The sequence below is a fragment of the Allobosea sp. AK1 genome (genome assembly GCF_006714945.1).
GTDB lineage: Bacteria > Pseudomonadota > Alphaproteobacteria > Rhizobiales > Beijerinckiaceae > Allobosea > Allobosea robiniae.
Genome location: NZ_VFMG01000001.1, coordinates 2096542 through 2121229 on the forward strand (window position 1 = coordinate 2096542; position 24688 = coordinate 2121229).

Sequence of the window (24688 nt, forward strand, 5' to 3'; positions counted from 1 at the left end):
CAAGCCGCTTCAGAACATGTGGAAGGGCGGCTTGGCATTATCGGGCAGGAGCGGCTTGTAGGGCGTTCGGGTCAGGCGCTCCGCAAAATCGGCCTTGGCCTGTTCCAGCAAGCCCGGCTCGACGAGCACGTCCGCAGCGACGCCCGCCATGATCTTGGCGACGTGAACCATGCCCTTGTGGGCCAGCGGCGACTGCCCATGCGCCGTCAATTGCCAGGAATGGCCGGGCGTGCCGATCGTATAGGTCGCACCCCGTGCCTGGACCGTCGGAACGGCCCATGAGACGTCGCCGACATCGGTCGAGCCCATCATCCGCGGTCCCGGTGCTTCCTTGGGCGCGATCGCGTTGCACAGCGGGAAATCCGTCGCCGGCAATCCCGAACGGCGGAAGGCGCTTTCGATATGCGCGGGCGTCACCGTCTTCTGCATGCGCCTGGCGAAGGCGACGTCCTCCGCATCGAAGGGCGGCGGGCCGAGCCGGTCGAAATTGCGCTGCATGGCGTCTTCCAGCGGCGTGTTCGCCAGCAGGCTGCTCATCGCGCTGACGACTTCGCTGGTGACGGTGGTCTCCGTCATCAACGCGGCGCCATCGGCGATCTTCCGGACGCGGGCGAGGAGCTCGTGGACCTGTGAGACCATCGTCGCGCGCACGACATAGCGCAGCCTGGCCTTGGCCTGCACGACGTTCGGCGCGATGCCGCCGGCGTCCAGATAGGCGTAATGGATACGCGCATCGCTCGGCATGTGCTCGCGCATGTAGTTGACGCCGACATTCATCAACTCGGCCGCATCGAGCGCCGACCGGCCGAGATGCGGCGCGGCGGCGGCATGCGAGGCGCGGCCGGTGAACTCGAAATCGATCGTCGTGTTGGCGAGCGAGATCGCCGCCGTCACCGCCGCGAAATCCGCCGGATGCCAGGAAATCGCGATGTCGACATCCTTGAAGGCGCCCTCCTTGACCATGAACGCCTTGCCGGCGCCGCCTTCCTCGGCCGGGCAGCCATAATAGCGGACGCGGCCCTTGAGCCCGCGTTCCGCGAGGAAATCCTTGACCGCGGCAGCCGCCAGCATGGCGCCGGCGCCGAGCAGGTTATGGCCGCAGCCATGGCCGGCCGGCTGGTTCGGCAGCGGCTGATGCTCGGACACGCCCGGCGTCTGCGACAGCTCCGGCAACGCATCGTATTCGCCGAGGATGGCGATCACCGGGCCGTCTTCCCCCGCCTCGCCCATGACCGCGGTCGGCAATCCGGCGATGCCCGTCTCCACGCGAAACCCCTCGCGCCGAAGCTGCTCGGCATGGGCCGCGGCCGACTTGACCTCGCGATAGTTGAGCTCGGGCATTTCGAAGACGCGATCGCTCAGTTCGATGTAATCAGCCTGCTTTGCATCGACGATCGTCCAAATCTTGTCGGTATTCTGCACTGCCTTCTCCCGCGATGCATGGCGCCCACATGGGCCACTGAAGGCCGCCATCATCGCAACGGTTCGGCGGTCAGCGGCCCCAACCAGGCGAGGCTACTACAGGGCCGGCGACAGAACGGCTGAATTTTACGCCAAAGAATCGGCGATTGTTGCGGGCAAGGGCGTGCCGTTCGCGAAGGAGGTGATGGGCTGGTGCGGTCTTCGAAGCAGCGGCCGTACGAGATGCTGACCTTCTCTGCTTGAATTGCCGAACTCGGCCAAGCAGCCTCGCCTGCGCTGCTGCGGAATTGGAGGTGGCCAGCGATGTCGGGGACGGAATCGATAAGCTTGCGGGCATAATCGCTCGTCGGATCAGTCAGCACGGGCCGGCGCATCGATGCACTTGCCTGCGACGATGCCCATTGGGCCGTCGAGGTCGATCGTAACCGGGATGCCTTCGGCGGCTGGGTCATGGTCAAGGCTGAGGCCAACGAGCCGCAGGCGCTGGTCGATGCGCTGAAGCAGGGCCGCCACTATTCCAGCCAGGGCCCGCTCATCGAGAACGTCACCGTCGACGGGGATTTCATCGAGATCGCGTGCTCGCCGGCCTTCCAGATCTTGTTGGTCGGGCGTGCTTCCAAGAACGAGAAGATCTCGGGGCTCGGCACGACCTCTGCGCGCCTGCCCTGCCGTAAATTCGAGGGCGACTGGTGCCGCCTCGTCGTCATCGACGAAGCAGGCAAAATCGCCTGGTCGAACCCGATTTACCTTTAGACTTACTGGGCGATAGGGCGAGGCATCGCGGCGACCAGCTTGCGCGTATAAGCCTCGATCGGGTGCGTGACGAGCGCTCCGGCCTCGCCCTGCTCGACGACCTTGCCGCGATGCATCACTGCAATCCGGTCGGAGACCCAGCGCACGATCTCGATGTCGTGGCCGATGAACAACATGGCGAAGCCGCGTTTCTGCTGTAGCGCCTTGAGTGTGCGCAACACCTGCATCTGCACGGTCGCGTCGAGCGCGGAAACGATCTCGTCGCAGATCAAAAGGCTCGGCTCGGAAAGAAGCGCGCGGGCGATGCAGACGCGCTGGCGCTGCCCGCCCGAAAGCTGGTGCGGATAGCGTCCGAGATAGTCGGGCGTCAGGTTCACATCGGCGAGTGCGCTGCCGAGCTTGGCACGATCGTCGGGACCGCTGAGGCCGAGCAGTTCGAGCGGCTCGCGCATCGCCTTCTCGATGGTGAGCCGCGGGTTGAGCGCACCATACGGATTCTGGAAGATGATCTGGCAGCGCTTGCGCATGGCAGGTGTCAGGCGGAAGTTCCGCGCCGCCAGCGATTCACCGAACAAGGCGATGTCGCCGCCGCCCGGCCGGGCCAGCCCGATGATCAGCTTGGCCAGGGTTGACTTGCCCGAACCGGATTCTCCGAGAATGCCGAGCGTTTCGCCCGGCGCGATCGCGATCGAAATATCGTCCACCGCCCGGAACGGCTTCGAGAACAGACGCTTGGCCGGATATTCGTATTGGAGGCCGCTGATCGCGAGCAGGGGTTCGGCGCTCGAACGCGGCGCGGCTACAGGCAATTCGGCGAGCATGGTGCGCGTGGAGACCAGCATCCGCGTATACGGGTCCTTCGGTGAGCGCAGCACCTCGGCCGTGGGACCCTGCTCGACGCAGCGCCCCTTGTGCATGACCACGATCTGGTCGGCGAGTTGGCTTGCCGCGGCGAGATCATGGGTGATGAACAGCATCGCGTTGCCGAGCCGGTCCTGCAGGCGCCTGAGCAGGGCCAGGATCTCCGCCTGCACGGTGGCGTCGAGTGCGCTGGTCGGCTCGTCGGCGATCAGCAGTTTCGGTTCGGCAGCAAGCGCCATCGCCGTCATCACGCGCTGCTGCTGGCCGCCGGACAATTCATGCGGATAGCGGCTGGCGATCGTGGCCGGATCCGACATCTCGACGAGCTGAAGCAATTCGAGGATCCGCACGCGGCGCTTGGTGCCGTCGCCGTGCCCGAGCCGACGCAATGCCTCGTCGATTTGCGCGCCTGCCGTCATGAAGGGATTGAGGCAGCTCATCGGGTCCTGAAAGACGACCGAGATGTCGCGACCGCGCAACGGCCGCATCGCGGCCTCGTCCGCCGGATCGAGGAGCTTGCCGTCGAATACGATCGCAGAGCGCGCTGCCAGCGTGATCCCGGGCGGCAGCAGACCCATGATCGCTGAGGCCGTCATCGATTTTCCGGAGCCGGATTCGCCGATCAGCGCCACAGTCTCGCCCGGCGCCAGCGCAAAGGAGATCGAGTCGACCAGTTTTCGGCCGTGGATGATGACGTCGAGGTCGCGGATTTCGAGCAGTTTGCCGATCATGCAAGCCTCGGATCGATCAGGCGGTGGAGGATGTCGATCACAGTGTTGATCAGCACCAGAGCCACTGCGATGACGGTTACGGCAGCGAGGATGATCGGATAGTCGCGGCCGTGAATGGCGTTCAGCGTCAGGCTGCCGATGCCGGGCAGCGCAAACAGCACCTCCATGGTCAGCGACCCCGCGACGAGCCCGCCAAGCGCGAGACCCGACAGCGCCAGCATGATCGGCGCGGCCGCCGGCAGGACATGGGCGATGGCGATGCGCCAGGGCGAGAGCCCCTTGGCGCGCGCCGTGCGGACATGGGGCAGCATGACCGCCTCCTTCAACTCCTCGCGCAGCGACTTGACGATCTGCCCGGCGTTGTCGAGCCCGATGATGATCACCGGCATCAGCAGGCCGCCGATCACCGGCAGCCAGCCGAGCCAGATCGAAAAGATCAGGATCGCGGCGAAACCGGCGCAGAAGGTCGGCACCGCGATCGACCAGATGTTGATGCCGTCGATCAGCCCGTCGAGCCAGCGCGAGCGGAAAGCCGTGGCAGCGATCGCCAGCAGCAGCGCCAGCCCGACCCCGAAGGCAAAGCTGAGGAAGGCGAATCTCAGCGTCACCGGCAGCGCGTTCGCCAGCATGTCCGAAACAGGCTGATCGAAGCGCAGCGACCGACCAAAATCGCCCTGCAGCGCGTGCGAGACCCAGGTCACGAACTGTGACAGCAGCGGCTGGTCGAGGCCGAGCGCGCGGCGCATCTCGACCTGCTGGTCGGCGGTCAGCCCGCCCTCGAGACCGAGCACGTCGACGACGTCGCCGGGCATCACGCGGCAGAGGAAGAAGGTCAGTGCGACGATGCAGGCGGCCTGGACGAGCCCGCGCAGCACGGCGAAGAGGACGGAAGCGAGACGATCCATGCTTGTGCCTCCTCAGCGCGGCATTGCGAGTTGCGGGTCGATCTCCGCCGGCTCGGCCGCCTCCCCGGCGTTCTCGCGGACCGGGTCGAGCCAGCGTCGCAGATCGTTGCCAAGCACCGAGAGGCTGAGCGTCAGAACCACCAGCGCCAGGACCGGTATGACGATGGCGTGCGGCGCGCGCTCGATGAAGCGGCTGGAATCGGCGATCATCCGCCCCCAGGTCGGAGCATCGGGCGAGGAGCCGACTCCGAGAAAGCTCAAGACCGATTCCGTCACGATGCAGCGCGGCAAAATGATCGCGGCCTGGGTGACCAGCGCTCCGACGATGTTGGGCAGGATGTGCCGCACCAGGACGTGGATGCGCCCGCCGCTGAAACTGGTGGCGGCATGCACGTAGTCCCGCACCGCCTCGCGATGGAACGCGGCGCGCGCGACATAGGCCACGAGCGGGGCGAACGAGATGCCGAGCGCCACGATCAGGGGGCCGGTGCCGCTGCCGAGGCCGACGATCAGCAGCAGCGCCAGCAACGTTCCCGGCAGCGCGCGGATCAGGTCGATGCCGGCGTAGAGGATCGCTTCGCTCCAGCGCCCGAGCGCCAGCGCGAAGAGACCGAGACCGGCGCCGATCGCAAAGGCGATGGCCGTGCCGGCGATCGAGATACCGAAGGTGAAGCGTGCGCCATAGAGCAGGCGCGCCCAGATATCGCGGCCGAGATGGTCGGTCCCGAGCCAGTAATCCGCGCTCGGCCCCTTGTTGATCGCGAGCAGATCCTGGTCCAGCGGCGAATTGGCTGTCAGCCACGGCGCCACGAGGCCGGCCAGCGCGACGATGGCCACGGCAACAGTCGCAAGCAGCACGCCGACAGGCCAGCGCCGGCCAGCACTGCGCGGCGCGCTCATGGCGATGGGTGGAGCGGACATGGCGCGAATCCTTCCATCCGCGCTCAGCTGTCGATCGTCGTGTGGGCGACGCCGCCGCTCGCCCAGTGACACGCCCAGGTGAAGCCGGACTCGTAGCCTTTGACGCCCTTTTTAACCGCGATCAGGCTCGGCGAATGGCCGATGACATAGAAATAGGCCTTGTCGTCGATGTGCTTGGACGCGGTCAGATAGTTCGCCTTGCGCTTGGCCTGGTCCGGCTCCTGCACGCCGGCATTGATCATCCTGTCGAGCTCGGGATCCTGGATGCCACCCCACAGCGTCGGGTTGGGGCCGTCGCTCATCAGCCGGACATAGCGCAGGAAGATGTCGGCGCGCGGCCCCGACGACATCACATTCATGTCCCAGTCGTATTGGCCAAGCCGCTTCTGCGCGCCGACATCATCGAGCGCGACATGGTTGACCTTGAAGCCGAGCTTCCGGACCATCTGCACCACGACCTGTGCATATGATTCCTGCCAGGACACGAACTCGATCGTGTGGTCGGCCGGCTTCACGCCGGCATCGGCCAGCAGCTTTTTGGCCTTGTCGAGATCGGGCTTCCGAAACGGATCGGCATCGTGCCAGGCCTTGTCGAAATAGGCATTGCCCGGGGCCACGATCTGGTTGGTGACGATGCCCTGCTCGCCGCCCATGAAGTTCATGAAAGCCGGCTTGTCGACGGCGAGTGCCAGCGCCTGGCGCACGCGGATGTCGTCGAACGGCTTGCGCGGCTTGCGGTTGTTGAAGGCGATCGAAAACCAGCTGGTGTCCTTGAGACCGAGAATGTCGGCGGCGCCCACCTTCTTCAGCGTTTCGGCCGGCTCGCGGTCGAGCTGGATGATGTGCAGGTCGCCGGCCCGCAGCGCGAGGCTCTTGTCGACACCGTCGCGCAGGTCGAACTCGACCCGCTCGACCTTCGGCAAGCCGCTCTTCCAGTAGCCGGGGAAGGCAGGCGCGACGAGCTTCACCTTGGGTTGCCAGGTGCCGAACGTGAAGGGGCCGGTGCCGATCGGCGTCTTGATCGTCTCGTCCCAGCCTTCCGATTTCGGCGACAGGATCCACAATTCGGAGAGCAGGTTGAGGAAGGGCGAATAGGGCGCGTCGAGCGTGACCACGAGCGTGTTGTCGTCGGGCGTCTCGAGCTTGCTGACGAGCTTGATCGCGGTGACGAGCCAGCCGCCCTTCACCTTGTTCTTCACCCGCTCGAGATTGGCCGCGACATCGGCGCTCTTCAGCGTATCGCCATTGTGGAACTTGACGTTCTGGCGGAGCTTGAAGGTGTAGGTCTTGCCATCCGGCGAGACCTGAAAACTCTCGGCCAGGAACGGCTCGACGGCGCCGTCCGACGCGATCGAGGTCAGCGTCTCGACATAGGCCTGCTGCACCGCGATCGAACCGGTGTGGCGGTGCGGATCGGCGGTGTCGAGGCCGAGCGTGGCGTATTTCAGCACGCCTTTGCGGGCGGCCTGAGCCTGCGGCAGGCCGGGAACGCCGAGGACGCCGGCCGTCATGGCGGCCGTACCCGCCAGCAGGGCGCGGCGGCTGATCGCGAGATCGGTTATGCGGTCTGTCATGCGAGCCTCCTTTGAGGGGTTCAGGCGAATTGCCGATTCTGCAGGGCCCGTCCGTCGAGCCCGTCTGCCGGCTGGTCGAGAAAGGTCAGAATGCTGGGCGCGATATCGATCGCCGAGGTCTCGGCCGAGATCTCGTGGCCCCTTGCGAAACCCGGGCCGTCGAGGATCAGAAAGGGCGATTGCTCGTAACGGCCGAGACCGCCATGCTGGCCGCAGCCGAGCCGGTCGGCCTTGCCCTCGACGGGCTTGGCCGCAAGGCTGAGGCCGGGAACGCCGAACTCATTGACGCCTTCGTCATCGGCCTTCAGCGCCACAGCGAACGCCAGGCCACCGCCTTCGGGAATGCCGGCGGCGGCGAAGGCATCCGGTCCCATCACGCGTCCCGCCCAGCCTTGCTCGGCGAGGAAACGGCCAAGCGCGGGGATGCGGTCGGCATTGCGGCGGTCGACATAGATCAAGGCGGCGGTACCGTTGGGAGCGACGACGACGTCGCCGGACTGGGCTGAATCCTTCAGCCCGGCGGCGACAAGTTCGCCGGCTATATCGACGATCCCCGTGACAGTCTGGTGACCATGGTCGGAGCCGATCAGCAGGAGGATGTCCTCGCCTGCAGCGCGCGCCGCATCGACCGCTTCGATCAAGAGCTTGGCATGGCCGTCGACGATCCTGAGGGCTTCCAGATGACGCGGCGAGCCGAGCGCGACCTCATGCTGGGTCGTGTCGGGGTGGCCGAGCCAGGCCAGCGCGAAGGCAGGCTTCCGCGTGTTCACGACCTCGGCGATGAAGCGGTCGAGCACCGCCCTGTCTCCGCCGATGTCACCGGCGACGCTCAGCGCGTCGCTCCCTTCGATCGGTTTGCGGCCAGGGCCATAAGAGCCGGCGCGATGATAGACATGGCCGTGGCCGCGCGGGTCGTGCATGTAGGCGGCACCCGGCGAGACATTGTTGAAAATCACAGCGCCGCCGGTCTCGGCGAGCCGCTCGGTCAGGGTCGGCTGACGCAGGACATGCCCTGTCAGGCGCTCCTTGTGGCCAAGGAATTCGGGCTTGCCGACATCATAGAGCTCGAGATCGTCGCCGTTCAGCAACGCAACAGTATTGCCGGCCAGGCCATGTCCCGAGGGCCGGTATCCGGTGGCGAAGGACGAGGAGACGACGCGCGTCACCGACGGGAACACCGAACGGTGGCTGTCGCACCAGGTGGCCCGCGCCTTCAGGGCGACGAGGTTCGGCGTATGCTCCGGCGTCACGAAATCGCGCCGCAGACCATCGAGGATCAGCGCGACCGCGCGACGGCCGCTGTTGATCTGCGAACCGGCGGCCATCACCGAGCCTCCTGCGTGCCGTTGAGGACATAGTCGAAGATATCGTAATTGTAGAGTTGGCCGCTCCGTGCCTTCTGCCGGTACTCGGCGTTCAGCGGACTGGAGACCGCAAAGGGCACGTCGCGCTCGGCGAGGCTGCCATGCGAGCGCAATCTGGCGCCGGCGAGCTCTTCGAGCTTGTGGGCGCCCTTGCTGGTCCCGAGCGCGACGCCCTTGCTGGCCACCACCGTGACATCGCCCTCCCGCTCCATCGGCAGCTCGAACATGCGGCAGGCGTCCTCGCGGATCAGGGCGTGCTGGATGCCCGGCAGCCCGGCGATGAAATCGCGAACCTCGGCATGGTCGGCTTCGCCGACGACATGGACGCGCACGAAGCCGCCAAGGGCCCCGTGATGGCGCACGAAAGGATCGGTGATCGGACAGATCACTTTGAGGCAGCCCGGACCGAAGCGGGCATCGAGCACGTCGCCGAGATAGAGGATGTTTGGCGTTCCGTCGGCAAGCGACAGGTCGGTCATGCCATGGTCGGCCACGACGCCGACAACGGCGCCGAGATCGAGGAGGGCCCCGATGCGGTCGTCGACCGCCTTCATGAATGCATCGGATTGCGGTGCGCCCGGCGCGTAAGCGTGCTGCACGAAATCCGACAGCGAGAGATAAAGCAGCTCGGCGCGGGCGGCCTTGAGCAGGCGCACGCCGGCGTCGAGCACAAACAGCGAAAGCTCCGGCGAGTATTGGTCGGGCACGGGCGCATCGCCTTGCGCCTCGGCGCTGTCGATACCGTGCTCCTCCACGGTGCAGCTCCTGGCCTTCTCGGCCGAGAAGGCGATGCCGCTCGCGCCGGGACCGGCCAAACCCACTGCCAGCGCCTTGCGCAATTTGTCCTTTGCGGTCACCGCCGCCACCTTGACGCCGGCCTGGGACAGGCTGGCCAGCACCGTTGGGGCGCTCAGCGGCCCTGCGTCGGTCATCATCACTTCGGTTTTCGTGGCGCGGTCATACCAGTAATTGCCCGAGATGCCGTGAACCCTCGGCGGCGCGCCGCAAATGATCGAGACATTGTTGGGGTTGGTGAAACTCGGCATCGCCGACAGGGCATTGGCGTAGAACCCGTCCGCCAGCATCTGTTTCAAACGCGGCGAGACACCGCGGATGACCGCATCTGCCACATAGGCCGGATCACAACCGTCATAACAGATCACGACGCTCGGGCGCGCAGGGCAAGCGTAAACACGCCCATTCACTTCGATAGACATTGTGCACCGCACCATTTTACTTTTGGACAACTCGGGCAGTTCTTGAGACTTCTTCACTTTACGGATTTACGAAAGCGAATTATGGTCATGCCAATGTGAGGTTTTCTCAAATTCACATCGATATGCACCTCCCGTCCTTGCGCGCGTTGTCCGTTCTGGAAGCCGTCGTTCGCACCGGCAACGTCGTGGCGGCCGCCGATGACCTTCGTGTGACACCAGGCGCGGTGAGCAAGCAGCTCGTTCAGCTGCAGCATGAGATCGAGGCGCCGCTGTTCGAAAGCGGCCACCGGCTGAAGCCGACCCCCTTGGCAACCGAGCTGGCCCAGGCGGTCGGTACCGCATTGCGGCATATCGAGGAGGCGTGGATGTCGGCGACCCGGGTGTCGGACACGCGGGTCATCACCATCGCCGCCAACGCCACCCTGTCGATGCACTGGATCCTGCCCCGGCTCGTCGACGCGGAAGCGAAAATGGGCGGACGCCCGGTCCGGGTCAGCCAGATGCACACGACCGACGAATGGCGGCGCCTGCCTTTCGACATCGCAATCGTACGGCAGGCCGACGATACCGGCGGGTTGGAACGGCGGCCGATCGGAATCGAGCGCCTGACGGTGCTGGCCACGCCGGAACGCGCGCAACGCCTCCGGCAAGAGGGCGTTGCGGCGATTGCCCAGGAGACTTTTTTGGTCGCCCGGACGCGGGCCGGCGAGCTTGAGGGTTGGCTGGCTGTAGCCGGCATCGACGCGCCAGTTGCGACGCGCTCGACGCCGCATTTCTATATTGCCGTCGAGGCTGCCGTCGCGGATCAGGGGTGCGTGATCGGGCCGCCTGGCGTGCTGGCCGACCTGATCCGGCAGAAGCGCCTGGAGCTGCCGTTCCCACATCTCAAATCAGACGGGTCTCTCCTCACGGCGGTGTTCGACCCCCAGGTTTGCCGGCGCAAAACGGCAGATCGCTTGCTGACTTTCCTGTTCGCCGATTTCGGCTAGAGCCACGCGCAAGCACCTTGCAGTCGTTGCGGAACGGCACTCAAGCCTGAGACGAGGGCGCTCCACGAGCCGTCCGCGTGAGCAACGCGTCCGGTCATGGTCACGGTATCGGCGAATGATGGCACCCGCGTCGACGTTATCGCGCTGCGAGAAGATCGCGAGGACTGCTTACGCGGTCCAGGGCATCGACCACGTCTTGACGTTTGTGAAGGATTTCATGGCCTCGACGACGCCCTCCTTGTAACCGAGGCCGGAATCCTTGATGCCGCCGAAGGGGGACATCTCGATCCGGTAGCCCGGCACCTCCCAGAGATTGACCGTGCCGACCTCGAGGTCAGCGACGAAACGCTGGATGTAATCGTAGCGGTTCGTGCAGATGCCGGAAGAGAGACCATAGGCGGTGGAGTTCGAGATCCGGATCACCTCGGCGATGTCGTCGGGCACGCGGATGATCGGGATCACCGGGCCGAAGGTCTCCTCATGCACCAGCTCGCAGGTGTAAGGGATCTTGTCGACCACGGTCGGGTGGAACAGCGCCCCTTCCGCCCGCTTGCCGTAGAGCACCTCGGCGCCCTTGCTCACGGCATCGTCGACGCGAGCCTGGAAGAGCGCGGCCGAGCGGGCATTGATGACGCAGCCGACATCGGTGGCGGGGTCCATCGGATCACCACATTTCAGCTTCTTCGCCTTCTCGACGACGAGCCTGGAGAAGGCGTCGGCGACGCTCTCGACCACCAGGATGCGCTTCACCGCCGTGCAGCGCTGGCCCGAGTTCTTGGTCGCGCCGGTGACGGCGAGCTCGGCCGCCTTGTCGAGATCGGCATCCTCCATGACGATCAGCGGGTCGTTGCCGCCCAGTTCCAGCACGATGCGCTTGTAGCCGGCGGTCGCGGCGATGTGCTTGCCGACGCGGACCGAGCCGGTGAAGGTCACCAGATCCGCGTCCGGGTCGGTGATCATCGCATCGCCCATGGTCGAGGGATTGCCGGTGACGACCGAGAGCATCTCCGGCGGCAGGCCGGCCTCGTAGAGCACGTCGGCGAGCGCCAGCGCGGTCAATGGCGTCAGCTCGGTCGGCTTCAGCACGAGGCGGTTGTTGGTCGCGATCGCCGGGGCCAGCTTGTGGCTGACCATGTTGAGCGGGTGGTTGAACGGGGTGATCGCCGAGATCACGCCGAGCAGCGGCTGGCGCGTCGTGAAGATCTTGCGCGCCTTGCCGTTCGGCGAGATGTCGCAGGAGAACATCTCGCCATCGTCCTTGATGGTGAGCTGCGCCGCGAAGGACCAGACGTCATAGGCGCGGCTGGCCTCATAGAGCGAGTCCTTCCAGCACAGGCCGGCTTCCGCCGTGATCAGCTTGGCGAAGAGTTCCTTGCGGTCCCGCAGCAGCTCGGCCGTCTTCTGCAGGATCTGCTGGCGCTCGTAGCGCGAGAGCGTCGGCTTGAACGCCTTCGCCTTGGCGAAGGCCTCGCGGACATGCTCGGGCCGGGCGGCCGGGATCAGGCCGACGATGCTGTCATCATAGGGGTTCCTGACCTCGACCATGTCGTCGGTCGTGACCAGCTTGCCGGCGATGCGCATCGCCTCGCGCCGCACCGGCGGCTTCACCGCAGCGTTCATCTCAGTTCACCAGGTTCAGGGCGACGTCGAAGACGTCGAAATTGCGAAGCGTGCGACCCATCGGCACCGTGATCGGCCGGTTGGCGATCATCGGCACGCGCTGCTCGGTGATGCCGCCATGCGAGCGCAAAGGCTCGGTCAGGCCGGAGAGATCATGCCTGTCCGGCGAGGTGCCGATCACCTTCTGGCGGGTCGAGACGACCACGACATCGCCGATCCGGTCGGCCGGCAATTCGAAGCGCTCGCAGGCTTCCGCCGAGGTCACCGCCAGCGCGATGCCGTCCAAACCGGAGATGCGGGCCGCAACCTCTTCCTGGCTCACGCCATCGGGCAGATAGACCGTGGCGAAGGAGCCGAGCGCGCCGTGATGGACCACGTAAGGGTCGGTGATCGGCAGGATCACGCGCATCGTGCCCTTGCCGTACCATTCATCCATCAGGCTCTGGAGATAGACGACATCCGGCTCGCCATTGGCGAGGTGCTTGTCGTTCATGCCGTGATCTGCGGTGATGACCAGCGTGCAGCCGAGCGCGTCGAGCTTGCCGACGTAACCGTCGAACATGGCGTAGAACGAGTCCGCCATCTCCGAACCGGGCGCCGCCTTGTGCTGCACATAGTCGGTGGTCGAGAGATACATCAGGTCGGGCTTGAAGGTCTCCAGCAGCTTGACGCCGGCGGCGAAGACGAATTCCGACAGATCGGCCGAATAGACCGACGGCACGGGCATGCCGACGAAATCGAGCACGTCCGCAATGCCGTTCTCAGGCCTATTGGCCTTGTCGGCCTTCTCCGAGGAGAAAGCGATGGCGCTGCCGGAGGCGAAGTCGAGCCCCTTGCCGAGCAAAGTGCGCAACTTGTCCTTGGCGGTGACCATCGCGACCTTGAAGCCGGCCTTCTGGAACTCGGCCAGGATGGTCGGCGCGCGCAGGAAGCGGGCGTCGTTCATCATCACCTCTTCCTTGGCCTCGCGGTCATAGAAGAAGTTGCCGGCGATGCCGTGCACGGCCGGCGGGCGGCCGGTGATGATCGAGAGGTTGTTCGGGTTGGTGAAGCTCGGGATCACCGAATAGGCGTGCGTGCTGGCGCCGGTCTTCATGATCCGGTCGAGGTTCGGCGTCAGGCCTTTGGCGCTGGCCGCCTCGATATAGGCCGGCTCCGAGCCGTCCATGCAGATCACCACCGTCGGGCGCTGCGGGCGGGCATAGTTGCGACCGTTCGCAACAACATCCGAGCCGATCTTGGAATGTGCGTTCATGACCAACTCCTTGCGCCGGCGCCGCTCAGCGGATCAGCGCCCTGACGCGGGACGAGACGAGGTCGGCCACCAAGACCATCGCGAGGATGACGAGGATGCAGGTGGCGGTGTCCTGGTACTTGAAGAGCTTCATCGATGAGACCAGCTCGAAGCCGATGCCGCCTGCGCCGACCATGCCGAGCACCGTCGACTGCCGGACATTGGTCTCCAGCCGGTAGAAGATCGTCCCGAGCCAGGTCGGCAGGACCTGCGGCAGCACGCCGAAGAAGAAGGTCTTGAACGGACCGACGCCGGCCGAACGGAAGGCCTCCAGCGGCCCTTCGTCGATATCCTCCATCGCCTCGGCGAAGAATTTGCCGAGCATGCCGGCGCCGTGGATGGCGAGCGCCAGCACGCCGGCGAAGGGGCCGAGACCGATCGCGGCGACGAAGATCAGCGCCAGGATGATCTCGTTGATGCCGCGCATGCAGTTGAGCAATTGCCGCGTCGCATGGAAGACGGCCGGGCTCGGGCTGAGATTGCGCGCCGCGAAGAAGCAGATCGGCAGGGAGATGACGACGCCGAGCAGGGTGCCCCAGACCGCTACCTGCAAGCTCTCCAGCGCGGGCTTCCACAGACGTTCGAGGAATTCCGGGTTGGGCGGCACCATCCGGACGAGGAAATCCCACATATAGGGGATGCCGTTCCAGAGATTGCCGGCGTTGATCTGGGCGCCGAGCGCGGCCCACCACAAGAAGACGAGGATGGCGAGCGCGATCGTGCCGACGCCCCACCAGCCGAAGCGGTTCTGCGGCGGACGGATGACGAGTTGCAGCGTTCCGAAGGACATGGGGTTGCCTCCCGTCAGGCGATTGCAGGGGCGATCAGCGGCGCCAGCGCGGGCTGGCTCACTGGCCGGGGCTTGAGAACGCGGCTGATGCCGGGGTCCTCGAGGCCTGGATAGATCTGGTGGACGACCTCGGAGGTCAGGTGATCGGGGGTATCGTCGAAGATCACCCGGCCGCCGCTCAGGCCGACGATGCGCTCGCCGAATTCGACGGCGTAATCGACCTGATGGAGGTTGCAGATCACCGCGATCCCCTCCGCCTTGCAGATCGCCTTGAGGTAGCCGAGTACCACGCGCGAGGTCTTGGGATCGAGGCTCGCCACCGGCTCGTCGCAGAGGATCACCGCCGGCTGCTGCGCCAGCGCGCGGGCAATACCGACGCGTTGCTGCTCGCCGCCTGAGAGCTGGTCGCCGCGCGAATTCGCCTTGTGGGCGAGTTCGACCCGCGCCAGGCAATCCATGGCGATGGCGACGTCCTGCCGCGGGAAGAGCTGCAGCATGCTCAGGAACGAGGACAGGCCGGCCATCCGGCCGACGAGCACGTTCTTCAGCACCGAGAGGCGCTTCACCAGGTTGTGGTGCTGGAAGATCATCGCGACCGGCCGCTTTCCGGCGGCCGCACGTTTCGTGTCGAACACGGTGCCATCGATGACGGTCCGCCCGGCATCGGGCTGGGCCAGCCCGTTGATGCAGCGCAGCAGCGTCGACTTGCCGGCGCCGCTGGGGCCGAGCACCACGAGGAACTCGCCGGCTTTGACGCTGAGGTCGATGCCCTGCAGGACAGGGCGACCGGCATAGGATTTCTTCAGGCCTTCGATCGTGATCATGTCGCTTCCTCCGCCGGTCGCGTGTCGCGACTACTTCATCTTGGTCAGATCGAGATTCAGCACCTTCGCCGTCTCGCGGATGATGTCGTAGGCCTGGTCGTTGGTCTCGACGAAGCGGTTGAGCTTGCCCTGGTCGGCCCAGGTGATGTCCCGGATGTTCAGGAAGGCCGACTTGATCTGCTTCTTCAGGTCGTCGGGCAGGTTCTTGCGCCAGCAGGTCGGCGATTCCGGGATCGGATCCGACTCCCAGACGACGTGGATGTCGGCCCGGTCGACCAGTTTCTTCTGCACGGCGGCATCGAAGATGCGATCGGCGATCGTCGCGGCGTCGACGCGCTTGTTGGCGACCGCGAGCGCGTTGGCGTCATGCGAGCCGGTGAACAGGACGCGACCGAAATCCTTCTCCGGGTCGAAGCCGAGCTTTATCAGCCCGGCCTTAGGGAAGAGGTGGCCCGAGGTCGAAGACGGGTCGACGAAAGCGAAGGTGCGCCCTTTCAGGTCCTTCCAATCGCGGATGCCGCTATCCTTCCGCGCGATGATCTGGCTGCGATAGAAGCTGCGGCTCGACTTGGCGGTCTCCGCCGTCGCGAAGGCCTCGATCGGCGCCACCGTCGTGCCGAGCACATAGGAGAACGGGCCGAGATAGGCGACATCGACATGGCTCGAGCGCATCGCCTCGATCACGCCGTTATAATCCGAGGCGACGAAGCCCTGGACCTTGATGCCGAGATTCTTCTCCAGCGCATCGAGGAGCTGCTGGCTCGATTCCAGCATCGCCCGCGAATCCTCGGACGGGATCAGCCCGACGCGGATCTGTTTCGGCTGGGCCTGGACCAGCGCCGGCATCGCCAGCACCGTTCCCGCAGCCAGTGAGTTCTTCAGAATCGTCCGACGCGTGATGGTCATGTCATCCTCCCAAGATGATCCGGCGATCGTTGTAATCTGCCGGCGGAACCGTTGCGGGCGTCGTTGCCCGTTGCTTGATCTCAGGCGGCCATGGCCGCCTGCCTTCCAATGAAGTTGCGGCCGCGTTCGCCTTCGAGCGCCTTGCCGACGAGGCGGTTCCACTCGACGCCCGAGACGCCGTAGGCGGTGGGGTCGGTCGAGACGCCGAGATTGCGCAGGAAGGCGCCGAGGCGTTCCGCTCCTGCTTCGAGGTCCGGGCCGAAGACGCGCCGCAGCGCCGCATCGCATTGCGGCTGCGCGCCCATCGCCCAGCGCATCACGATCGGCAGCGAGAAGGAGCAGGCGATGCCGTGGATCGTGCCGCTCTTCAGCGTGATGTCGTAGGAGATGTTATGGGCGAGCGCGGTCTTGGTGTTGGAGAAGGCCATGCCGGCGAGCAGGCTCGCGCGCATCTGCCGGGCGCGGAGCTCGACGTCGTCAAGGCGCTCCAGCAGGCGGGGCAAGGTGTCGATGATCTCTTTGGCGGCCTCGACCGCATAGTTCGCCGAGACCGGATTGCCGTTGACGTTCCAGATGCTTTCCAGCGCATGGGACAGGGCATCGAGCCCGGTCGCCAGCGTGAGGCCGCGCGGCGCGCCGACCGTCAGCGCGGGGTCGAGCACCGAAGTTTCCGGATAGAGCCGGGGGTGGGCGAGCGAGTATTTGCTGCCATTGGCGGCGTCCCAGACCGTGGCCCAGGAGGTGACTTCGCTGCCGGTGCCGGCCGTGGTCGGCACCGCGATGATCGGGATGATCGCGGCCTCATCCAGCGGCTTCTTCTCGACGAGATGGCGCCGCACATTCTCGAAATCGCCGCCGCTGGCCGCCAGCACCTTGGCGGCATCGATCATCGAGCCGCCGCCGAGCGCGACGATGACTTCGGCCGGCTCGGCCGCGCCGAACTGGCGGCAGGACAAGGCGAGATCGGCGCAGTCCGGATTGGTCTCGATATTGGTGATCGACACGACCGGTGCCCCGGCGACCGCCGTCAGCCGGGCGGAGAGTTCGCGGAAGATCGGCTGGTCATAGGTGACGAGCGCCCAGCGGCGGTTGCCGATCAATCCCGCGACCTCGTCGAGCAGGCCGGCCCCGAAGCGGATCCTGACGGGATTCCAATACGCCCAGTTCATGCGGTTCATCCTCGCAATGCGCCTTGCCGGCCTGTTGCGAGGATGCTCACTGAAGCTGCATATTATAACAAATTGATTTTTTGATGTGATTAGATAGATTTTTGCTATGCGTTATACCCAGATCAGATCGTTCCATCTCGTGGCGGGCTCTGGCGGCTTCAACGCCGCCGCCGATGCCTTCAACATCAGCCAGCCGACCCTGACGGCGCAGGTCGGGGCGCTGGAGGAAGAGTTCGGCGTCGAGCTCTTCGTCAAGCGCGGCCGACGACGCGAGCTCAGCGACACCGGGCGCCAGCTTCTCGCCATCACCACCCGTCTCTTCGCCGAGGAAGCCGAGGTGCTCGCCTTCCTGTCGGAAACGCGGGAATTGCGTACCGGCCGCTTGTCGATCAGCGCCGTGGGGCCGTTCCACGTCACGGAAATGCTGGCCGCCTTCAACCAGGCCTATCCGGAGATCGAGCTCGCCGTGAAGCTCGGAAACTCCGCCGAAGTCCTCGACGATCTCGCCAGCTACCGGTGCGACGTCGCCGTGCTCGCCTATATCGACGAGGATGACCGGTTGCTGACCATCCCTTACAGGCGTCATCCGGTCGCCGTGTTCGTGCGACGCGACCACCGCTTCGCCGCACGCGACAGCATCCGGCTGGCGGAGCTGGAAGGCGAGCCGATGATCGTGCGCGAGCAGGGCTCAACCACGCGGCGCGCTTTCGAGAATGCGCTGGCCAGGACCGGAACGAAGCCGCGCCTGGTGATGGAGATCGGCAGCCGCGAGGCCATTCGCGAGGCGGTGATCCATGGCCTCGGCATCAGCTATGTCTCCGATGCCGAATTCGTGCCGGACGAGAATCTCAAGCTGGTCCGGATCGAGGGGGCCGAGGTTTACACCTATGCCCATGTCGTCGTGCTGAAGCAGCGCGAGTCGAGCCGGATCATCAAGGCGTTTCTCGATGTTGTTCACGGGACACGCGATGCTTTCGACGACCGAGCCGGCAGATCGTAGTGGCTTGGCTTCCCGGGCCTTCTCCGCAAGAGAGAGTTCTCTTCGGAAGCGGCTACAGAAGCAGAATCTGAGCGGAACCCGTTCGCGACGCACCGCGCTTCCCTTATGCCAATTCCTGCGCCGCACGCTTGAGGGTCAGGTGTTGGCTCCGGGGAAGCGCGGTGTCGATGTCAGCGTCAATGGTTCTTCGAGACGTTCCAGTAGACCGGGACGCCAGGGGAGAGCAGGCCCTGGAGGCTGGCCTGCTGACCGCGCACGAGCCAGAATTGGCCGACGGGAACATAGGGCACCGTCTCGACGGCGCGCTCCTGGATCTTGCGGGCGATCGTCTTGCGGGTGTCGAGATCAGGCGCCATCGTGAACTCGGCGCGCAGCTTCTCGATGGCCTCGTCGCAGGGCCAGCCGAACCACGAATTCTCGCAGTTGGAGCGCAGGGCCAGATGGCCTACGGGCTCGGTCATGTCGGGCGCGGCGGGGCCGGAAGCGAAGGTTGACCAGCCGCCCTGGTCGACCGGATTCTTGCTGGTGCGCCGGCTCGACAGCGTGCCCCAATCCATCGCCTGATAGTCGACGTTGAGACCAGCATCACGCATCAGCTGCGAGACGACGAGGGTTTGCGGGCTGAGCGCGGTCTCCGTGGCATCGAGCACGACGATCTTCTCGCCCTTGTAGCCGCTTTCAGCGATCAGCTTCTTGGCTGCCGCCACATCCGGCTTTGGCCAGGCCGCATCGGTGAAATAGGGCGAGTCGCACATGTAGAAGGACGAGCAAACGGTGTAGAGCGCCTTGTCGTCGACATAGGCGCGGACCGCCAGCTCCTGGTCGACGAGACGCAGGATCGCCTGGCGCAGCTTGGGGTTGTTGAAGGGCGGCTGCGACTGGTTCATCCGGAAGACGCCCTGCAGCGCTGCGAGCTTCGAGACCGTGATCTTCGCGTTACCCTTCACGAGCGGGATCATGTCCGGCGGCATCTCCTCGAAGATGTCGATTTCACCCGCCTGCAGCGCGTTCAAAGCGGTCTGGGCATCGGGCATGATCTGCCATTCGACGCGGTCGACATTTGCCACCTTGCCGCCGGAGAGCCCGTCCGGCGCTTCCTTTCGCGGCTGATAGGTCGGCGCCTTGGCGTAGACGATCTTCGAACCCGGGGACCACTGCTCCTTGACCAGCATGAAGGGGCCGGAGCCGGTCGCGTCGGTAATGTTCTGGTTCGAGGGCGTGGCGGCGATGCGCGCCGGCATGATCACCGGCAGCATCGAGCTTGGTTTGCCGAGTGCGTCGAGCACGAGGCCCCAGCGATCCTTGAGCACGAGCGTGACCGTCTTGGGATCGGTCGCCGTCAGCGAGGCGGTATGCGCCATGAGCTGCTGGCCGAGACCGTCGCGCTCTCCCCAGCGTTTCAGCGAGGCGACGACGTCGGTGCTCGTGACCGATGTGTTGTCATGGAATTTCAATCCGTCGCGGAGAACGAAGGTCCAGGTCAGGCCGTCGGGGGAGGTCGTGAAGTTCTCCACCATCTGCGGCTTGATCAGGCCCTTGGCGTCCTGTGCGAAGAGCGTGTCGTAGACCATGTAGGCGTGGTTGCGGACCATGTAGTCCGAGGTCGTCATCGGATCGAGCGTGCGCAGATCACCGAAAGGGCGCACTTTCAATACGGTCTGCGCGGCAGCAGGCAGTGCCGCCAGTGACAGGGCGAGGCTGCCGGCCAACGCCATTCGTCTCGTCAGGCTTTTCATCGCTTTCCTCCCAATGGATTGTCCCGGTTTCTTGTTCTTATGGCCGGCCTCAAACCCTGAGTTTGCGGGCGAGGCGAGGATCGATGGCGTCGCGCAGGGCGTCGCCGAGCACGTTGACCGTCAGCACGAGCAGCGCCAGAGCCACCCCCGGAAAGGCGATCATCCAGGGCGCGCGCTGCATGAAGGGGCGGGCCTCGGCCAGCATGTTGCCCCAGCTCGGGATCGTCGGCGGCGTGCCGGCGCCAAGGAAGGACAGGACCGACTCCACGATCATCGCCGAGGCGAAGACATAGGTCGCCTGCACGATCACGGGCGCAGCCGCATTGGGCAGGATATGCCGCAACAGCATGCGCGGCAGGCCCGTGCCGTTGGTGATCGCGGCCTCGACATAGGTCTGCTCGCGCAACACCAGCACGGAGGAGCGGATGACGCGGGCCATCCGCGGGATTTCGGCGATGCTGATCGCGATCACCACGTTCTGGACGCTGGATCCGAACAGCGACATCAGCGCGATGGCCAGGAGGATGCCGGGGATGGCCATGAGGCCGTCCATGATCCGCATCAAGATCCCGTCCAGCCATCGGACGAAGCCTGCGACAAGCCCGATCAAGAGGCCCAGGGTCACCGTCAGCACTGTGACGAACGCGCCGATCGTCAAGGATATCCGGGTGCCGTTCAGCGTGCGCGACAGGGTGGAGCGCCCGAGTTGGTCGGTGCCGAACCAATGATCGGCGCCGGGCAGTCGCAAACGCTGGATCGGATTCACCCGTACAGGGTCAGGCAGGATATAAGGCGCGATCAGCGCGACGCAGGTGAAGGCCGCCAGAACCGCGAGGCCGATCAGGATCGTGGGGTTGGTGCGCAGGAAGCCGCCGAGGTTCTGAAAGTGGCCAGGTGCCTTCCGCACGACGGTGCCGGTCACGGTCATCGTCACGGCGCCCTCAATAGCGGATGCGCGGATCGAAAAGCACGTAGCTTAGATCGACCAGCAGGTTGACGGTAACGTAGACCAGCGAGAAGACGAGGATGAGACCCTGCACCACGGGATAGTCCCGCCGCAGGATCGCATCTGTCGTCAATCTTCCCAGGCCCGGGATGTTGAACACGGTCTCGGTCACCACCACGCCGCCGAGCAAGGCGGCGATGCCCACGCCGACGACGGTCACGACCGGGATCGCGGCGTTCTTCAAGGCATGGCGCAGCACGACGCGGCGGGGCTTCATGCCCTTGGCATGGGCGGTACGAACATAGTCCTCCGACAGCACCTCGAGCAGGCTCGCGCGCATGACGCGAGCGAGTAGCGCCGCATAGAGCATGGCGAGCGCCAGCCCCGGCAGGACAAGGCTGTTCAGGCAGGGCAGCAGCCCTTGCGACAGCGGCACATAGCCCTGCGTCGGGAACCAGCCGAGCGACAGCGCGAAGACATAGACCAGCAGGAAAGCGACGACGAAGACCGGCGAGGAGAAGCCGACCATCGCGAAGGCCATGACCGCCCGGTCCGTCCGGCTGCCGGCCTTGAGCGCGCTCAGGATCCCGAGCGGAAGCGCGATCGCTAGTGCCATCAGGATCGCAACGAGCGTCAGCATTGCCGTCGGCTCGATCCGCATCCCGATCAGCCGTGTAACTGCCATGTCGGAGAAGACGGAGCGGCCGAGATTGCCCTGCGCAAGCTGGGTCGCCCAGGCGAGGAGCTGTTCTGTCAGCGGCTTGTCGAGGCCGAGCTGGGCTCTGATCGAAGCGATCTGCTGGGTCGTGGCCTGATCGCCGGCGATGAGGATCGCCGGATCGCCCGGCGTCAACCGCAGCAGGAAGAAGACGAAGAGGCCGACGAAGGCGAGGACAGGAACGGTCGCGGCGATCCGGCGCAGGACATAGGACATCATGGCCCCGCCGAGCCTTCTGTTACGGACAATCGCTCCCCCACGACCCGGCTCCTCATGATTTTTGTAACGTTTCAATCAAGCTCTCACAGAGCAAGCTTCCCCGCAAGAGGCGTTGAATTGAGGTTTTGCGCTTGCGGAATGCATTTCGATCCGCAAATCTGAAAGCAGGTTTGAACCGTTTCATTGGGGACTGAATGGCGACGATTCGGGATGTGGCGCGGCTCGCCGATGTGTCGGTGGCTACCGTATCGAACGTGCTCAATAGTGCAGATCGCGTCAGCCCCGAGCTCTCGGCGCGGGTACGTGCCGCCATGGAGAAGCTGAGCTACACGCCCCATGCAGGCGCGCGCTCGCTGCGCAAGCGATCGAGCGGGCTGATTGGTCTCGTCGTCGGCGACATCACCAATCCGTTCTTCTCCGATCTGTTCGAGGCGGTGGAGGATGCCGCCGCTGCCTGCGGCTATCTGGTGCTGCTGTGCAATTCGAACGAGCGCAGCGAGCGCGAGGAGGCGCATCTGCGCATGCTTCGCACGCAACGGATCGACGGGCTCATCCTGGCGCCGACCGGAGCCGTCTCGATGAACAGAGCCTCGCTGCTGGCGCAGCTCGAGGTCCCGGTCGTGCTCGTCGACCGGGCGATGGAAGGGCTAGGCTACGACGCGGTCGTCCTCGACAACCGGTGCGCGGGCTTCGAGGCGACGCAGCATCTGATCGCCTGCGGCCACAGGCGGATCGGCCTCGTCAACGGGCCTGAAGTGTTCCGCACGGCTGCGGAGCGCCTCGCCGGCTATCGCGAAGCCTTGTTGGCGGCAGGCCTTTCCTTCGATCCGGCTCTCGTCCGCGATGCAGGGTTCCGCAAGCAGCCTGCCGAGCAGGCAATGGCCGAGCTCATGGCGCTGGCGGAGCCGCCGAGCGCCGTCTTCGCCACCAATAACCTGATGACGATCGGGGTCATAAAGGCGCTGGCGGACCGCGGTCTTTCCTCGCCGCAGGATGTTTCCGTCATCGGCATCGATGACCTTCCCTGGGCCGATGCGGTCTCGCCCCGGCTCAGCGCCATTGCCCAGCCCGTCCGCGCCATGGGCGAAGCCGCGCTCGAGCTCCTGATCCGGCGGCTTGCCGGCACGCTGAATGGCCCGGGCACGACCACGGTGATGGCGCCACGCCTCGTCATTCGCCGCTCATGCGGTGCACCTGCCTCCGGAAAGCCTGCCCATGTCGACTGAATTGACGAAGCTCAGCGCACTTGCCGCCCGCGATCTCCTCGCGGCCGGGGAGATCAGTTCCGTCGAGCTGGTCGAGGCGGCCGCGGCGCGCCTTGCCGTTGTCGAGCCGCAGATGAATGCCGTGCCGACGCTCTGCCTGGACCGGGCGCGGGAGCAGGCTCGCGCAGCCGATGTCGCGCGTCGAGCCGGGCGCTCAAGCCTCCTCGGCGGGCTTCCCATCGTCGTCAAGGATAACAGCGACGTCGAAGGAGTCCGCAATACCGGAGGGACCTCGATCTTCCGTGATCGCATATCGACCGAGTCCGACCGGACCGTGGCGCTGATGGAAGCAAACGGTGCGATCACGCTCGGCAAGTCGAACCTGTCCGAACTCGGCGGTGCACAGACCACCAATAGCGTCCATGGCGCGACACGGAACCCTTATGATAGGCGCCTGACCTGTGGCGGCTCCTCCGGCGGCGCAGCAGTCGCGCTTGCGACCGGCGAGGCCTGGCTCGCCCACGGCAACGACTATGGCGGCAGCCTGCGCATTCCCGCAGCATTCTGCAATGTGACGGGCCTGCGGCCGACGCCGGGCCGGGTGCCGCGCAAGCGATTGGCCGATCCGTTCGACACGATTGCCGTGGAGGGGCCAATGGCGCGCGACGTTGTGGACCTCGCCCTCTTCTTCGATGCGATGACCGGCTATGATTCCGGGGATATCCTGACCGCGCCAACCAGCGAACCGCCGTTCCTCGAAGCAGCACTGACGCCGCGCAAGCCCGCGCGGGTCGCAGTCTCGGCAGATCTTGGCATGCTGCCGATCGAAGAGCCGATCCGGTCTGCCCTCGATCGGCTCGCTGAGATGCTGAACCGGGCAGGCGTCGCAGTCGCTCACAACTCGCCGGATGTTGCCGGGGCGATGGACGCATTCCGCGTGCTGCGCGGCGAGGGGTTCTACGCGACGTTCGAGCCTCTCTTCGAGACGCACCGCCACGCGTTTCCGGCACCTGTCCTCGCCGATCTCCTGCGTGGTCGCGACCAGCCGGGCCATGCCATCGTCTCCGCCAATCGGATCCGAAGCGAACTGTACCGTCGGACTGTGGATGTCCTCGACGAGCACGATTTCCTGATCTGCCCGGCAACCCAGGTCATGCCCTTTTCCGTCGAAACATTATTCCCCGAGACGGTCGCGGGGCAGCCGATGCAGGACTATCTCGACTGGATCTCGATCACCGCGATCTGGTCGCTCACAGGCTTGCCAGCCATCGCCATTCCCATCGGTTTCTCGCGGGAAGGCCTGCCGGTCGGCGTCCAGATCCTGTCGCACGCCCGGCGGGAGGCTGACCTCTTCCGGTTGGCGGCTTGGATCGAGCGTGAATTGGCCTTGCCGATTGGGCCTATCGATCCCCGGTAGGCATGCGAGCGAAACTGGCGGCTCGCTCTTGCTCCTGCCGTAGGGTTGGCGACCGCGTCGGCTCAGCCGGCGCTGAGCCGGTCCATGACGCGCGCAAGCGCCCGCCG

Annotated in this window: 21 protein-coding genes; 5 read left to right on the forward strand and 16 right to left on the reverse strand. The window is 65.4% G+C overall.

Annotated features, from left to right (window positions below; translation table 11 throughout):
• Nucleotides 1–9: 9 nt before the first annotated feature.
• Entirely contained in the window at nt 10–1422 is a 1413-nt protein-coding gene (locus FHT98_RS10465; RefSeq protein WP_142113984.1) for a M20 family metallopeptidase, read from the reverse strand.
• A gap of 450 nt (nt 1423–1872) precedes the next feature.
• On the opposite strand from FHT98_RS10465, the gene FHT98_RS10470 reads away from it, so the two are divergent.
• Complete coding sequence (locus FHT98_RS10470) at nt 1873–2175, forward strand: hypothetical protein (RefSeq protein WP_142113985.1); 303 nt, start codon at nt 1873–1875, stop codon at nt 2173–2175.
• A gap of 2 nt (nt 2176–2177) precedes the next feature.
• Here FHT98_RS10470 and FHT98_RS10475 read toward each other — a convergent pair whose 3' ends face one another.
• From FHT98_RS10475 to phnA (FHT98_RS10500), 6 genes are read right to left on the reverse strand one after another with little or no spacing between them, the layout of a single operon-like run.
• Entirely contained in the window at nt 2178–3767 is a 1590-nt protein-coding gene (locus FHT98_RS10475) for a dipeptide ABC transporter ATP-binding protein (protein WP_142113986.1), read from the reverse strand.
• The gene (locus FHT98_RS10480) at nt 3764–4672 is read right to left on the reverse strand and encodes an ABC transporter permease (protein ID WP_091862856.1); all 909 of its coding nucleotides are present in this window, start codon (nt 4670–4672) and stop codon (nt 3764–3766) included. The genes FHT98_RS10475 and FHT98_RS10480 overlap by 4 nt, the downstream gene beginning before the upstream one ends.
• Nucleotides 4673–4684: 12 nt before the next feature.
• Complete coding sequence (locus tag FHT98_RS10485; protein WP_200959623.1) at nt 4685–5593, reverse strand: ABC transporter permease; 909 nt, start codon at nt 5591–5593, stop codon at nt 4685–4687.
• A gap of 23 nt (nt 5594–5616) precedes the next feature.
• On the reverse strand, nt 5617–7167 hold the full coding sequence (locus tag FHT98_RS10490; RefSeq protein WP_185745124.1) for an ABC transporter substrate-binding protein: 1551 nt from the start codon (nt 7165–7167) through the stop codon (nt 5617–5619).
• 20 nt (nt 7168–7187) lie between these two features.
• A complete protein-coding gene (locus tag FHT98_RS10495) occupies nt 7188–8492 on the reverse strand; it encodes an alkaline phosphatase family protein (protein WP_142113987.1) in 1305 nt (434 codons plus the stop codon).
• Nucleotides 8492–9805, reverse strand: a complete 1314-nt coding sequence (phnA, locus tag FHT98_RS10500; RefSeq protein WP_349236265.1) for a phosphonoacetate hydrolase — start codon at nt 9803–9805, stop codon at nt 8492–8494. Before phnA (FHT98_RS10500) ends, FHT98_RS10495 begins: the two co-directional genes overlap by 1 nt.
• An 80-nt stretch (nt 9806–9885) precedes the next feature.
• Here phnA (FHT98_RS10500) and FHT98_RS10505 point away from each other — a divergent pair, with 80 nt between their 5' ends.
• The gene (locus tag FHT98_RS10505; protein ID WP_185745125.1) at nt 9886–10737 is read left to right on the forward strand and encodes a LysR family transcriptional regulator; all 852 of its coding nucleotides are present in this window, start codon (nt 9886–9888) and stop codon (nt 10735–10737) included.
• A 168-nt stretch (nt 10738–10905) separates the two neighbouring features.
• Here FHT98_RS10505 and phnY read toward each other — a convergent pair whose 3' ends face one another.
• From phnY to psrA, 6 genes are all read right to left on the reverse strand, one after another.
• Entirely contained in the window at nt 10906–12357 is a 1452-nt protein-coding gene (gene phnY, locus FHT98_RS10510; RefSeq protein ID WP_142113989.1) for a phosphonoacetaldehyde dehydrogenase, read from the reverse strand.
• Between the two features lies 1 nt (nt 12358).
• A complete protein-coding gene (gene phnA, locus FHT98_RS10515) occupies nt 12359–13612 on the reverse strand; it encodes a phosphonoacetate hydrolase (RefSeq protein WP_142113990.1) in 1254 nt (417 codons plus the stop codon).
• Nucleotides 13613–13637: 25 nt separating this feature from the next.
• Nucleotides 13638–14441, reverse strand: a complete 804-nt coding sequence (gene phnE / locus FHT98_RS10520) for a phosphonate ABC transporter, permease protein PhnE (protein ID WP_142113991.1) — start codon at nt 14439–14441, stop codon at nt 13638–13640.
• Nucleotides 14442–14455: 14 nt separating this feature from the next.
• Complete coding sequence (gene phnC / locus FHT98_RS10525) at nt 14456–15265, reverse strand: phosphonate ABC transporter ATP-binding protein (RefSeq protein ID WP_091861483.1); 810 nt, start codon at nt 15263–15265, stop codon at nt 14456–14458.
• Between the two features lie 30 nt (nt 15266–15295).
• Nucleotides 15296–16171, reverse strand: coding sequence for a phosphonate ABC transporter substrate-binding protein (gene phnD, locus FHT98_RS10530; protein WP_061966023.1), 876 nt, complete (start codon nt 16169–16171; stop codon nt 15296–15298).
• An 80-nt stretch (nt 16172–16251) separates the two neighbouring features.
• On the reverse strand, nt 16252–17340 hold the full coding sequence (gene psrA, locus FHT98_RS10535; protein WP_061966021.1) for an iron-containing alcohol dehydrogenase PsrA: 1089 nt from the start codon (nt 17338–17340) through the stop codon (nt 16252–16254).
• Nucleotides 17341–17446: 106 nt separating this feature from the next.
• Here psrA and FHT98_RS10540 point away from each other — a divergent pair, with 106 nt between their 5' ends.
• Nucleotides 17447–18340 carry a LysR substrate-binding domain-containing protein gene (locus FHT98_RS10540; protein WP_061966019.1) on the forward strand — a complete coding sequence of 298 codons (894 nt, stop codon included), beginning with the start codon at nt 17447–17449 and terminating at the stop codon, nt 18338–18340.
• Nucleotides 18341–18516: 176 nt separating this feature from the next.
• Here the strand turns inward: FHT98_RS10540 and FHT98_RS10545 are convergent, their stop codons facing one another.
• From FHT98_RS10545 to FHT98_RS10555, 3 genes are read right to left on the reverse strand one after another with little or no spacing between them, the layout of a single operon-like run.
• On the reverse strand, nt 18517–20076 hold the full coding sequence (locus tag FHT98_RS10545) for an ABC transporter substrate-binding protein (RefSeq protein WP_185745126.1): 1560 nt from the start codon (nt 20074–20076) through the stop codon (nt 18517–18519).
• Between the two features lie 49 nt (nt 20077–20125).
• Nucleotides 20126–21004: an ABC transporter permease gene (locus FHT98_RS10550; protein ID WP_082617265.1), complete on the reverse strand. Its 879-nt coding sequence runs from the start codon at nt 21002–21004 to the stop codon at nt 20126–20128.
• Nucleotides 21005–21017: 13 nt separating this feature from the next.
• Nucleotides 21018–21959 (reverse strand): ABC transporter permease, encoded by a 942-nt coding sequence (locus tag FHT98_RS10555; protein ID WP_061966017.1) that lies wholly within the window; start codon nt 21957–21959, stop codon nt 21018–21020.
• Nucleotides 21960–22153: 194 nt separating this feature from the next.
• Between FHT98_RS10555 and FHT98_RS10560 the strand changes: the two genes are divergently transcribed.
• Together FHT98_RS10560 and FHT98_RS10565 are read left to right on the forward strand one after the other, a co-directional pair.
• Nucleotides 22154–23185, forward strand: a complete 1032-nt coding sequence (locus FHT98_RS10560; RefSeq protein WP_061966015.1) for a LacI family DNA-binding transcriptional regulator — start codon at nt 22154–22156, stop codon at nt 23183–23185.
• Entirely contained in the window at nt 23175–24581 is a 1407-nt protein-coding gene (locus tag FHT98_RS10565) for an amidase (RefSeq protein ID WP_061966013.1), read from the forward strand. The genes FHT98_RS10560 and FHT98_RS10565 overlap by 11 nt, the downstream gene beginning before the upstream one ends.
• Nucleotides 24582–24688 lie beyond the last annotated feature (107 nt).